Source organism: Streptomyces sp. NPDC001568 (assembly GCF_042893755.1).
GTDB lineage: Bacteria > Actinomycetota > Actinomycetes > Streptomycetales > Streptomycetaceae > Streptomyces.
On sequence record NZ_JBIAVF010000014.1, the window covers coordinates 240,258 to 251,684 of the forward strand.

An 11,427-nucleotide genomic window follows, 5' to 3' on the forward strand; every position below is an offset into this window, starting at 1 on the left:
CGACCCGGCGGAGTACCGCGGAAGTGCGGGGCTGCGGGCCTCAGGCCCGACCGGCGAGTTCGTAGCCGGCCTCGTCCACGGCGGCGCGCACGTCCTCGTCGGCGAGCGGGGCGCCGGAGATCACGGTCACCTCGCCGGTGGCGGCGACGGCCTTGACCGAGGTCACGCCGGGCAGGGCGGTGAGCTCGGCGGTCACGGCGCCCTCGCAGTGCCCACAGGTCATGCCGGTGACCTTGTACACGGCGGTGACGGCGCCGGAGCCGACCTCGACGGTGCCGTCGTGGCAGGAGCCGGTGCTGGAGCAGCAGGATCCGCTCGACTGCGGGGTGTCCGTCTCGGCGGTCATCTCGTTCTCCTCTTTCGGGGGGTCTTTCTCACAGATTATACCCCTAGGGGGTATTCGGCGACCATTCGGCGGGTCGCGCGGCGTCGGTGCGGCCCGCGTCGTGGACAAACCATTCGGAACATAAGTAAATGGCCCTCATGGATCATCCGGGGACATTCGTTCTGATCATGGTCGTCGCCGTCCTCGCTCCGATCCTCGCCTACGGGGTTTCGCGTTGGCTGTCCGTCCCGCTGGTGATCTTCGAGATCGTGATGGGCATCCTCATCGGGCCCGACGTGCTCGGCTGGGCCCACTCGGGCGATGTGATCGACGTCCTGAGCGAACTCGGCCTCGCCATGCTCATCTTCCTCGCCGGCTACGAGATCCGGTTCGACCAGGTCAAGGGCGACACCCTCAACCGGTCCGTGGTGGCCTGGCTCGTCACCCTGGTGCTGGGCCTGGCGGCCGGCATCCTGCTCGCCCACGGCGACGGGTTCGAGAAGGGCGTCTACATCGGCACCGCCCTCACCAGCACCGCCCTCGGCACGATCCTGCCGGTGCTGCGGGACTCCGGGGACCTCGGGAGCCGCTTCGGGACGGTGATGATGGCCATGGGCGCGGTCGGCGAGTTCGGGCCGATCATCGCCATGGCGCTGCTGCTCAGCGGGCGGGCCCCGGCCGGTTCGGCGGCCGTGCTGATCGCCTTCGGGGTGCTGACGGCGGCCGCGGTGTTCTGGGCGCTGCGGCCCAAGCCGCCCTGGTTCTCCAAGGTCATCGCCACCACCCTGCACAGCAGCGCGCAGTTCGCCGTGCGGCTGGTGTTCCTGCTGCTGGTCGCCATGCTCGCGCTGGCCGAGGTGCTGGGGCTCGACGTCCTCCTCGGCGCCTTCGCCGCCGGGCTGATCACCCGGCTGGTGCTGCACGGGGCGGCGCCGGAGAGCAGCGAGGCCGTGCTGTCGAAGGTGGAGGCCATCGGGTTCGGCTTCCTCGTACCGCTCTTCTTCGTGGTCACCGGCATCGAGTTCGACCTGGACGCCCTGCTGGCGGGAGGCGGGACGCTGTTGCTGCTGCCCGTCTTCCTCGCGTTGTTCCTGGTGGTGCGCGGGCTGCCGATGTGGCTGCTGGCCCCTCGCGACCTGGGGCGCCGGGACCGCTCGGCGCTCGTCCTGTTCGGGTCGACCGCCCTGCCGCTGGTGGTCGCGATCACCACCCTCGGCGTCGAGGCCGGGAAGGTGGAGCCGGGGGAGGCGGCGGCGCTGGTCGGGGCCGGAATGCTGTCGGTGCTGGCCTTTCCGCTGCTGGGGATGCGGCTGCGGGCCCGGCAGGGGGAACCGCGGCCGCGCGGCGCCCGGGCGGCGGACGAGGCGGAATCCTGGTGAACCGCCCGGTCCGGGGCGGGCGGGGGAGCCCCGCCCCGGACCGGCGGCGACGCGGTCAGTCCTCGCGGCGGCCCCGGTTGCCGGGGCGGCGCGCCACCCACGCCCGGACGGTGTCGGCGTACCAGTAGGGCTTGCCGCCCTCCACGTGGTCGGGCGCGGGAAGCAGTCCGTGCTTGCGGTAGGAGCGCACCGTGTCCGGCTGCACCCGGATATGGGCGGCGATCTCCTTGTACGACCACAGCTGACGGTCGCTCATCGACGACACCTCCTCGTCCACGCCGCGGGGCCGGCCGGGAGGCCGTCGGGGGAGCCGGCGCGTGGACACAGACGATCACTCAGGTTGTGCCCGGAGAACGACGCTGGGTGAGGGCAGGGGAGCGGCTGTCGTGCGCCTGTGACGGAAAACCCGCGTAATGCGGATATGCGTGACACAAGGGCGACTCCTGTGACGGATGTGGCACAGGAGTCGCCGGTTGAAGGACGTGTCCGGGAGATGCTTGTACGACCGGCGACCCGGCGACCCGGCGACCCGGCGACCCGGCGACCCGGTGGCGGCGGTCGGGAAGTCCCGTCAGCGGCGGTACAGCTCCGGACGCTCCGCCAGCCGGACCTCGGTCCGTACGCCGGTGCGGGCCGCCGCCAGTCCCGCCTCGGAGACCGCGGCGGCGGCGTAGCCGTCCCAGGCGTCCGGGCCCTCCACCTCGCCCCGCGCGGCGGCGGTGACCCACCGGCGCACCTGGCGGTCGTAGGCGTCGGCGAACCGGGTGGTGAAGTCCTGGGTGATCTCCCCGCCCCAGCGGCCGGCCGACTCGACGACCATCGCGTGGCCGTCGCCGATCCGGGCGCTGCCGGACTCCCCGACCGCCTCACAGCGGACCTGGTAGCCGAAACCGCAGTTGACGAAGATCTCGACGTCCACGATCACGCCGCCCGAGGTCTCCAGCAGCACCAGCCGGGGATCGCGCAGCCCCTCGGGCGCGGCCGAGGACGGCGTCGGGGAGAGCACCGTCACGGCGGTGACCTCCTGGCCGAGCAGCCAGCGCGCCGCGTCCACCTCGTGCACCACCGAGTCGGTGATCAGCATGTCGCTGGTGAAGAAGGAGGGCGAGGAGGCGTTGCGGTGGCGGCAGTGCAGGAAGAGCGGCCGTCCGATGCCGCCCGCGTCGAGGAGTTCCTTGAGGCGCGCGTACTCGGCGTCGTACCGCCGCATGAACCCCACCTGCACCAGGCGCCGGCCGAGGCGGCGTTCGGCCTCCATCACCCGCAGGGCGCCCTCCGGGTCGGGGGTCAGCGGCTTCTCGCAGAGCACCGGCAACTGCCGTTCCAGCGCCGGCAGGATCGCTTCCTCGTGGGCGGGGCCGGGCGAGGCGATCAGTACGGCGTCCACCCCGGGGTGGGCGATCGCCGCCGCCGGGTCGGTGTACGCGCCCGCGCCGTCCAGGCCCGCCGCGATCTCCTTGACCCGGTCCCCGTCGGGATCGGCCAACGCCACCACCCGGGCCCCGCCGACGGCGGCGCCGATCCGGCGCACGTGGTCGGCGCCCATCCTCCCCGTCCCGATGACGGCGATGCCGAGCGTGCTCATGTAACGGGTGTCCCTTCGGGAGTCGGGCCGGTCAGCGGGCGCCGCAGGAGCGCAGGTAGGCGCGGGTGCGCCGGGCGATGGGCAGCGGCCGGTCCGGCGGACACGGGTACATGTCCTGCTCCACGATCGCGAACAGGTCCACGTCGAGCCGCTGCGCGGCCGCCAGTACGGGTTCCAACGCGGGTACCCCCGACGGGGGCTCGCACATCACCCCGCGCGCCACCGCCGGTCCGAACGGCAGTTGCTCCGCCACCACTTCGGCGAGGACCAGCGGATCCACCTGCTTGAGGTGGAGGTAGCCGATCCGCTCCCCGAAGGTCTCCACCGCCTCGACGCTGTCCCCGCCGCAGTACGCGTAGTGACCGGTGTCCAGGCACAGGGAGACCAGCGCGGGATCGGTGGCGTCCAGGAACCGGGCCACGTTCTCCGGGGTGTCGATGTGGGTGTCGGCGTGCGGGTGGACGACGATCCGCAGCCCGTACCGGTCCTGGACCTCCCGGCCCAGGCGCTCGGTCTGCGCGGCCAGTTCACGCCATTGATCCGGGGTCAGCACCCGGTCCTCCAGCACCTTCCCGGTCTTGTCGTCGCGCCAGAAGGAAGGGATGACGACCAATCGGTCCGCGCCCGTCGCCGCCGTGAGCTCCGCGATCCGCGACACGTGCGCCCAGGTCTCGTCCCACACCGCGGGCCCGTGATGGAGTCCGGTGAAGACCGTGCCGGCGGACACCCGCAGGCCCCGCCGCGCGGTCTCGTCGGCGAGGCGCACCGGATCGGTGGGCAGGTAGCCGTACGGACCCAACTCGATCCACTCGTACCCGGCGTCCGCGACCTCGTCGAGGAAACGGTCCCAGGGGGTCTGGAGGGGATCGTCGGGGAACCAGACACCCCAGGAGTCCGGAGCCGAACCGATGCGGATACGGGTCAACGCGGGCGGGGAGGACGTCATGTCGGCCACCTTAGGGTGCGAGGCTCGAAGGGACGAGGAAGACGAGTGGGAGGAGGGCCTGCTGTGACCACGGAGCAAGGCCGCGCGGACGGCGGGGCGTACGACCTCATCACGATGGGGCGGATCGGGGTGGATCTCTACCCGCTGAAGACCGGTGTACCGCTCGCCGAGGCGGACACCTTCGGCAAGTTCCTCGGCGGCTCGCCGACGAACGTCGCCGTCGCCGCCTCCCGACTGGGGCGGCGCACCGCGGTCATCACCCGGACCGGGGCGGACCCCTTCGGCGCGTACCTGCGCTCCGAGCTGCGCGGTTTCGGAGTCGACGACCGGTGGGCGGGGGAGGTGGACCGCTGGCCGACCCCCGTCACCTTCTGCGAGATCTTCCCGCCGGACCACTTCCCGCTGTACTTCTACCGGCTGCCCAAGGCCCCCGACCTGGAGATCCGACCCGAGGAGGTGGACCGGGACGCGGTGCGCGCCGCCCGGGTCTTCTGGATGACGGGTACGGGCCTCAGCGCGGAGCCGAGCCGCAGCGCCACTCTCGCCGCGCTGGAGGCCCGCTCGGAATCCGGGCCGGCCGCCGTCACCGTCTTCGACCTGGACTGGCGTCCCACGCTGTGGGAGGGGTCGCCGCAGCCCTGGTACGGGCGGGCGCTCGCGCTGGCCACCGTGGCCGTCGGCAACGCCGAGGAGTGCGAGGTCGCCACCGGGGAGAGCGACCCGCACGCGGCCGCCCGGGCGCTGCTCGCGGCCGGGGTGGAGCTCGCCGTCGTCAAGCGGGGCCCGCTGGGCGTGCTGGCCGCCGACCGCGCCGGCGCGGTGGTGGAGGTGCCGCCCGTACCCGTGACCGTGGTGAACGGGCTCGGCGCCGGCGACGCCTTCGGGGGCGCCCTGGTCCACGGGCTGCTCGCCGGCTGGGACCTGGAACGGATCCTGCGCTACGCCAACGCAGCGGGGGCCATCGTCGCCTCCCGGCTCGCGTGCGGGGCGGCGATGCCGTTCCCCGCCGAGGTGGAGGAGGTGCTGGGTCGTGCCGCCGGTGTCTGAGACGGAGATGGCCTTCACCCGGCTGCGGGTCCTCGACCTCGCGCCCGGCGAGACGTACGCGTTCGCGTGCGGGGAGGCGGAGTGGATCGTGCTCCCGCTGTCGGGCGGCTGCGAGGTCCGCTGCGCGGAGGCGGGCACGGAGGTGGTGTTCCCCCTGAGGGGGCGGAGCGGGGTGTTCGACGCGGTCAGCGACTTCGCCTACCTGCCCCGCGACGCGCACGCCGAGGTCACCTCGGCGGGCGGCGGGCGCTTCGCCCTCGTCGGCGCCCTGTGCGAGCGCCGGCTGCCCGCCCGCTACGGGCCGGCCGCCGACGTACCCGTCGAACTGCGCGGCGCCGGGACCTGCTCCCGGCAGGTCAACAACTTCGCCGCCGCCGACGCCTTTCCCTGCGACCGGCTCATCGCGGTCGAGGTGCTCACACCCGGCGGGAACTGGTCCTCCTACCCGCCCCACAAGCACGACGAGCACCACCCCGGCGAGGAATCCCGGCTGGAGGAGATCTACTGGTTCGAGATCGCCGCCCACGAGGGCGTCCCCGGCCTCGGCTACCAGCGAGTCAGCCCCTCCCCGGCGGGCCGGACGGACATCCTCACGGAGGTGCGGACGGGCGACACCGTCCTCATCCCGGACGGCTGGCACGGCCCCTCCATCGCCGCCCCCGGGCACGACATGTACTACCTCAACGTCATGGCCGGCCCGCCCGGCGGCGCCCGCGAGTGGCTGATCCGCGACCACCCCGACCACGGCTGGATCCGGGACACCTGGGCCGGGCGGGAGACCGACCCCCGACTGCCCTTCTACCGCGCGGAGGAAGCGTGAGGCTCACCGTCGCCCAGGCACTCGTACGCTTCCTGGCCCGCCAGTACACCGAACGCGACGGTCGCCGGCAGCGGCTCATCGCCGCGACCTGGGGGATCTTCGGGCACGGCAACGTCGCCGGGATCGGCCAGGCCCTGCTGGAGAGCGGGCCGCGGGCCATGCCGTTCCTCCAGGGACGCAACGAACAGGCCATGGTGCACGCCGCCGTCGGCTACGCCCGACAGAGCGGACGGCTGTCCGCGCACGCCGTGACCACCTCCATCGGGCCCGGCGCGACCAACCTCGTCACCGGGGCCGCCCTCGCCACCGTCAACCACCTGCCGGTGCTGCTGCTCCCCGGGGACACCTTCGCGACCCGGCCCGCCGACCCGGTGCTCCAGCAGCTCGAAGTGCCCTACGCGGGCGACGTCTCCGTCAACGACACCCTGCGGCCCGTGTCCCGGTACTTCGACCGGATCACCCGGCCCGAGGCGCTGGTCCCCGCCGCCCTCCAGGCGATGCGGGTGCTCACCGATCCCGCCGCGACCGGCGCCGTCACCCTCGCGCTGCCGCAGGACGTACAGGCGGAGGCGTACGACTGGCCCGAGGAGTTCTTCGCCGAACGGATCTGGCGGATCAGGGCGCCGCAACCCGACCCCGAGGAACTCGACGCGGCCCGCGCCGCCCTCCGCGCGGCCCGCCGGCCGCTGATCATCGCCGGCGGCGGGGTGCGGCACAGCGGCGGCGGGAGCGCCCTGAGGGCGCTCGCCGAGGCCACCGGCATCCCCGTCGCGTCCACCCAGGCGGGCAAGGGCTCCCTGCCCTTCGACCACCCGGCGGACGTCGGTGGCATCGGCCACACCGGCACGGCCACCGCCGACCACCTGGCCCGCGGCGCCGACCTGGTCCTGGGCGTCGGTACCCGCTACACCGACTTCACGACCGCCTCCGCCACCCTCTTCCAGCACCCCGACGTCCGGTTCGTCAACCTCAACGTCGCCGCGTTCGACGCGCACAAGATGGCGGGCGCCCCGCTGCTCGCCGACGCCCGCGCCGGACTGCGGGCACTCGCCGAGGGCCTCGACGGACACCGGGTGGACCCCGCGTACGAGGCCGCGTACACGGCGGCGAAGGCCGACTGGGAGGCCCGCGTCGACGCCGCCTACGCCGTACCCGCCCCCGACGAGGACCGGCCGCCCACCCAGGCCCAGGTCCTCGGCCTGCTCGACGCCCTCGTCGACGACACCGACATCCTCGTCAACGCCGCCGGCTCCCTCCCCGGCGACCTCCACAAGCTGTGGCGGGCCCGCTCCGGCGACCAGTACCACGTCGAGTACGGCTACTCCTGCATGGGCTACGAGATCCCCGCCGCGATCGGCGTGGCCCTCGCCGCGCCCGGCCGCCCCGTGTGGGCGCTGGTCGGCGACGGGACGTACCTGATGAATCCCACCGAGATCGTCACCGCCGTCCAGGAGGGCCTGCCGCTGCGGCTGGTGATCCTCGACAACCACGGCTACGCCTCCATCGGCGGCTTGTCCGGGGCCGTGGGCGCGGAGGGGTTCGCCACCGCGTACCGCTTCCGGGGGGCGGACGGCGCGTACGACGGCGCCCCCCTTCCGGTGGACCTCGCCGCGAACGCGGCCTCCCTCGGCATGACCGTCATCCGTACCCGCACCGTCGGTGACCTGCGAAAAGCCCTGGCCGAGGCGCGCGAGGCGGACCGTCCCACATGTGTCTACGCACAGACCCGAACACCCGACACTGTGTCGGGCCCACCCCCGGCACAGGCGTGGTGGGATGTTCCTGTGGCCGAGACCGCGACCCGTACGTCGGCGGCCCAGGCCCGTGAAGAGTACGACCGGCAAGCCGCGCAGCGACGTCGCCATCTGTGAAGGAGCAAGGCATGAAGACCGTCAACCACTGGATCGGTGGCAAGACCGTCGAGGGCGCGTCGGGCAACTACGGCCCGGTCACCGACCCGGCGACGGGCGAGGTCACCACCCAGGTGGCCCTCGCCTCGACCGAAGAGGTCGACGCGGCCGTACGGGTCGCCAAGGAGGCCTTCCTCAGCTGGGGCCAGTCCTCGCTGGCCGCCCGTACCAAGGTGCTGTTCGCCTACCGCGCCCTGCTGGACGCGAACCGCGACGCCATCGCCGAGCTGATCACCGCCGAGCACGGCAAGGTCCACTCGGACGCGCTGGGCGAGGTGGCCCGCGGCCTGGAGATCGTCGAGCTGGCCTGCGGGATCACCGTGCAGCTCAAGGGCGAGCTGTCCACGTCCGTCTCCAACCGGGTGGACGTCTCCTCGATCCGCCAGCCGATCGGCGTCGTCGCCGGCATCACCCCCTTCAACTTCCCGGCGATGGTCCCGATGTGGATGTTCCCGCTGGCCGTCGCCTGCGGAAACACCTTCATCCTCAAGCCGAGCGAGAAGGACCCCTCGGCCTCGAACAAGCTGGCCGAGCTGATGACGGAGGCCGGCCTGCCGGCGGGCGTCCTCAACGTCGTCCACGGCGACAAGGTCGCCGTCGACGCGCTGCTCGCGCACCCCGACGTCGCGGCCGTCTCCTTCGTCGGCTCGACCCCGATCGCCCGCCACATCCACACCACCGCCTCCGCCAACGGCAAGCGCGTCCAGGCGCTGGGCGGCGCCAAGAACCACATGCTGGTCCTGCCCGACGCCGACCTGGACGCCGCCGCCGACGCGGCCGTCTCCGCCGCCTACGGCTCGGCCGGCGAGCGCTGCATGGCGATCTCCGCCGTCGTCGCCGTCGGGGCCATCGCCGACGAGCTCGTCGAGAAGATCCGCGAGCGCGCCGAGAAGATCAAGGTCGGCCCCGGCAACGACCCGACCTCCGAGATGGGCCCGCTGATCACCGCCGCCCACCGCGACAAGGTCGCCTCGTACGTCAAGGGCGCCGCCGCCCAGGGCGCGGACGTCGTCCTCGACGGCACCGGTTACACGGTCGAGGGCAACGAGAACGGCCACTGGATCGGCTTGTCCCTCCTCGACAACGTCAGGACCGACTCCGACGCCTACCGCGACGAGATCTTCGGCCCGGTGCTGTGCGTGCTGCGCACCGAGACCTACGAGGAGGGCGTCGCCCTCATCAACGCCTCGCCGTTCGGCAACGGCACCGCGATCTTCACCCGCGACGGCGGCGCCGCCCGCCGCTTCCAGCTGGAGATCCAGGCGGGCATGGTCGGCGTGAACGTGCCGATCCCGGTGCCGGTGGGCTACCACTCCTTCGGCGGCTGGAAGGACTCCCTCTTCGGGGACCACCACATCTACGGCAACGACGGCATCCACTTCTACACCCGCGGCAAGGTCGTCACGACCCGCTGGCCCGACCCGGCCGACGCCCCGTCCGGCGTGGACCTGGGCTTCCCCCGCAACCACTGACGGCCCCGCCCGCCCCCGTACACAGGAAACCCCCGACCACCCTCACCGGCCGGGGGTTTCCTGCCGTCCGGGCCGGTTTCCCGGTCACCGACTGGTGGGCCGAGTACGCCGAACGAACCAAACAGGGCTCGGGGCCGCGCCGCGGGCGCTGCGAGAGGCGTTCGGCGCGGCGGTAGGGTCGGGGCGTGGACGTGAGCGGGCGGGTCTGGGGTGCCACGAACGCGGAGCACGAGGCGGTGTACCCGTGCGACCGGCTCCTGCCCGCCGGGTCGGAGGGCTGGACGCGGGCCGTCGACGTCGCGGCGCCGCCCCCCGTCCTCTTCCGGTGGCTCCGGCAGCTGACCATCGCCCCGTACAGCTACGACCGGCTCGACTTCGGGGGCCGCAGGAGTCCGCGCGCTCTCGTGCCGCTGCCCGACCTGGCCGTCGGGCAGGCCCTCCTCGTCTTCTCCATCACCGACTTCCGGACCGACGAGCACATCACGGGCCTGCTCCCCGAGGCCCTCGCCGCCCGCTGGGGGCGGATGGCCGTGAGCTACACGGTGCGCCCGCAGGGGGAGGGCTCGCGGCTGGTGGTCAGGGTCGCCGCCGAGGCCGGCGGGACCGCGCGGCGCAGGGTGCGTCGGCGCCTCCTCGCCTGGGGCGACCTCGTCATGATGCGCAAACAACTGCTGACCCTCAAGGCGTTGGCCGAGGGGACCCGTCGGGGTTGACCGGGTCGTCAGCGCCCGCCCACCAGGTCCGGTACGGGCTCCGGGTGTTCCGGGACGGCGCGGCGGCGCCGCCGCAGGATCAGGAGGGCGGCGCCGACGGCCGCCAGGAGGAGGACGGCGCCGACGGCCGGCCAGGGGACGGCGAGGAAGTCCGTACCGGACTCCGACCGGAGGTCCGGGTGGGCGGTCGCGTCCGCCGATACCGTCACGTCCACCCAGTCCAACTGCGGTGCGTCCGCCCACGTCTCGGTCAGGTCGACGCGCTGCCCGGGTAGCAGGACCAGGCCGGGCGGCCCGGCGGGCCGGTCCAACACCTCCCGTCCGAACAGCCCTCGCGCGGAGATCGTCACGCGCGGCTCGACCACCACGTTGCCCCGGTTGACCAGGGTGTAGGTGAGGGTGGCGCGGGCTTCGCCCACCCACGGCACGAGGGGGGCGCTGCGGCTGACCCGCACGTCCTCCACGCTCAGGCCCGCGGTCACCGGCCCCGGCACCCGGAAGTACAGGCGGGCGCCCACCGACCGCTTCACCCCGACCTGCACCTTGCCGTCCCGCTGCACGCCCTCGACGGCCGTGTTCAACGCGACGATCCCGCCGACGTGGTCGCCCGGGGTGGCGTCGGCGGGCACCTTCACGGTGAACGGGATGTCCTTGCGGCCCTTCGGCGGGACGGACACGGTCGTCGCCGCCTCGGGAGCCAACGCGATCCACGCGCCGATGTCCTCGGGCTTCGCCTCGACGGGCAGCAGGGCGAACGCGCCACCCGACGGTGTGTTCATCGCATCGGTGGCGAAGACCTGGAACGTCAGCTCCTTGTCGGAGGAGTTCAGGATCGTCACGCTGTCGCCGAGGGTCGTCCCGGCGGCGCCCTGGTGGAAGAAGTAGGCGCGGTCGGTCATCGCCACCCCGGCCGGGGGCGTGGGGAAGACGCCCCAGGTGCCGTTGTCCGCGGCCGTCGCGGTGCTCGTGGCGGTGGCGGGGAGCAGCAGCCCGCACAGGGCGGCCAGGAGGGCGGCGACGCTGCGGGGGCGCGTGGGGCGGCGGCGGATGCGCATGGGCGGGTTTCTCCAGTCGCGGCGCGGAGCGGGAAAAGGGGTGGTGGGGGGGGGGGGGGGCGCCCCCCCCCCCCCCCCCCCCCCCCCCCCCCCCGCCAAACGAAACAACAACCACAGAAGGAGAGGGCAAAAAAAAAAAAACCACCCGGACAACACCCCCCCCCCCCCCCCCCCC

Annotated in this window: 11 protein-coding genes; 6 read left to right on the top strand and 5 right to left on the bottom strand. The window is 73.2% G+C overall.

From position 1 onward, the window contains the following. Window positions 1-40: 40 nt before the first annotated feature. Window positions 41-346, bottom strand: a complete 306-nt coding sequence (locus ACFY0I_RS26170) for a heavy-metal-associated domain-containing protein (protein WP_388900386.1) — start codon at window positions 344-346, stop codon at window positions 41-43. Window positions 347-483: 137 nt separating this feature from the next. On the opposite strand from ACFY0I_RS26170, the gene ACFY0I_RS26175 reads away from it, so the two are divergent. Next, a complete protein-coding gene (locus tag ACFY0I_RS26175; RefSeq protein ID WP_388900435.1) occupies window positions 484-1,704 on the top strand; it encodes a cation:proton antiporter in 1,221 nt (406 codons plus the stop codon). A 55-nt stretch (window positions 1,705-1,759) separates the two neighbouring features. On the opposite strand, the gene ACFY0I_RS26180 is transcribed toward ACFY0I_RS26175, so the two are convergent. The 3 genes from ACFY0I_RS26180 to ACFY0I_RS26190 all read right to left on the bottom strand — a co-directional run bounded on the left by ACFY0I_RS26180 (window position 1,760) and on the right by ACFY0I_RS26190 (window position 4,235). After that, a complete protein-coding gene (locus tag ACFY0I_RS26180) occupies window positions 1,760-1,960 on the bottom strand; it encodes an AlpA family transcriptional regulator (RefSeq protein ID WP_030384769.1) in 201 nt (66 codons plus the stop codon). A 315-nt stretch (window positions 1,961-2,275) separates the two neighbouring features. After that, on the bottom strand, window positions 2,276-3,289 hold the full coding sequence (locus tag ACFY0I_RS26185; RefSeq protein ID WP_388900390.1) for a Gfo/Idh/MocA family protein: 1,014 nt from the start codon (window positions 3,287-3,289) through the stop codon (window positions 2,276-2,278). 31 nt (window positions 3,290-3,320) lie between these two features. Then, window positions 3,321-4,235: a sugar phosphate isomerase/epimerase family protein gene (locus ACFY0I_RS26190; RefSeq protein WP_388900393.1), complete on the bottom strand. Its 915-nt coding sequence runs from the start codon at window positions 4,233-4,235 to the stop codon at window positions 3,321-3,323. A 114-nt stretch (window positions 4,236-4,349) separates the two neighbouring features. Here ACFY0I_RS26190 and iolC point away from each other — a divergent pair, with 114 nt between their 5' ends. The 5 genes from iolC (at window position 4,350) to ACFY0I_RS26215 (ending at window position 10,197) form a co-directional block, all read left to right on the top strand. Then, the gene (gene iolC / locus ACFY0I_RS26195; RefSeq protein WP_388900438.1) at window positions 4,350-5,282 is read left to right on the top strand and encodes a 5-dehydro-2-deoxygluconokinase; all 933 of its coding nucleotides are present in this window, start codon (window positions 4,350-4,352) and stop codon (window positions 5,280-5,282) included. Between the two features lie 7 nt (window positions 5,283-5,289). After that, the gene (iolB, locus tag ACFY0I_RS26200; RefSeq protein WP_388900441.1) at window positions 5,290-6,102 is read left to right on the top strand and encodes a 5-deoxy-glucuronate isomerase; all 813 of its coding nucleotides are present in this window, start codon (window positions 5,290-5,292) and stop codon (window positions 6,100-6,102) included. Continuing rightward, a complete protein-coding gene (gene iolD, locus ACFY0I_RS26205) occupies window positions 6,099-7,973 on the top strand; it encodes a 3D-(3,5/4)-trihydroxycyclohexane-1,2-dione acylhydrolase (decyclizing) (protein ID WP_388900396.1) in 1,875 nt (624 codons plus the stop codon). Before iolB ends, iolD begins: the two co-directional genes overlap by 4 nt. Before the next feature lie 11 nt (window positions 7,974-7,984). After that, window positions 7,985-9,484: a CoA-acylating methylmalonate-semialdehyde dehydrogenase gene (locus ACFY0I_RS26210; protein WP_388900399.1), complete on the top strand. Its 1,500-nt coding sequence runs from the start codon at window positions 7,985-7,987 to the stop codon at window positions 9,482-9,484. A 185-nt stretch (window positions 9,485-9,669) separates the two neighbouring features. Further along, window positions 9,670-10,197 (top strand): hypothetical protein, encoded by a 528-nt coding sequence (locus ACFY0I_RS26215; protein WP_388900402.1) that lies wholly within the window; start codon window positions 9,670-9,672, stop codon window positions 10,195-10,197. Between the two features lie 8 nt (window positions 10,198-10,205). Here the strand turns inward: ACFY0I_RS26215 and ACFY0I_RS26220 are convergent, their stop codons facing one another. Further along, a complete protein-coding gene (locus ACFY0I_RS26220) occupies window positions 10,206-11,252 on the bottom strand; it encodes a WxL protein peptidoglycan domain-containing protein (protein ID WP_388900405.1) in 1,047 nt (348 codons plus the stop codon). Window positions 11,253-11,427: the final 175 nt, after the last annotated feature.

Excerpts from the sequence above, each read along its gene's own strand:
- iolC (WP_388900438.1), top strand. The coding sequence starts at position 4,350 with ATGGGGCGGATCGGGGTGGATCTCTACCCGCTGAAGACCGGTGTACCG.
- ACFY0I_RS26190 (WP_388900393.1), bottom strand. The coding sequence starts at position 4,235 with ATGACGTCCTCCCCGCCCGCGTTGACCCGTATCCGCATCGGTTCGGCT.
- ACFY0I_RS26175 (WP_388900435.1), top strand. The coding sequence starts at position 484 with ATGGATCATCCGGGGACATTCGTTCTGATCATGGTCGTCGCCGTCCTC.
- ACFY0I_RS26210 (WP_388900399.1), top strand. The coding sequence starts at position 7,985 with ATGAAGACCGTCAACCACTGGATCGGTGGCAAGACCGTCGAGGGCGCG.
- iolB (WP_388900441.1), top strand. The coding sequence starts at position 5,290 with ATGGCCTTCACCCGGCTGCGGGTCCTCGACCTCGCGCCCGGCGAGACG.
- ACFY0I_RS26180 (WP_030384769.1), bottom strand. The coding sequence starts at position 1,960 with ATGAGCGACCGTCAGCTGTGGTCGTACAAGGAGATCGCCGCCCATATC.
- ACFY0I_RS26170 (WP_388900386.1), bottom strand. The coding sequence starts at position 346 with ATGACCGCCGAGACGGACACCCCGCAGTCGAGCGGATCCTGCTGCTCC.
- ACFY0I_RS26185 (WP_388900390.1), bottom strand. The coding sequence starts at position 3,289 with ATGAGCACGCTCGGCATCGCCGTCATCGGGACGGGGAGGATGGGCGCC.
- ACFY0I_RS26220 (WP_388900405.1), bottom strand. The coding sequence starts at position 11,252 with ATGCGCATCCGCCGCCGCCCCACGCGCCCCCGCAGCGTCGCCGCCCTC.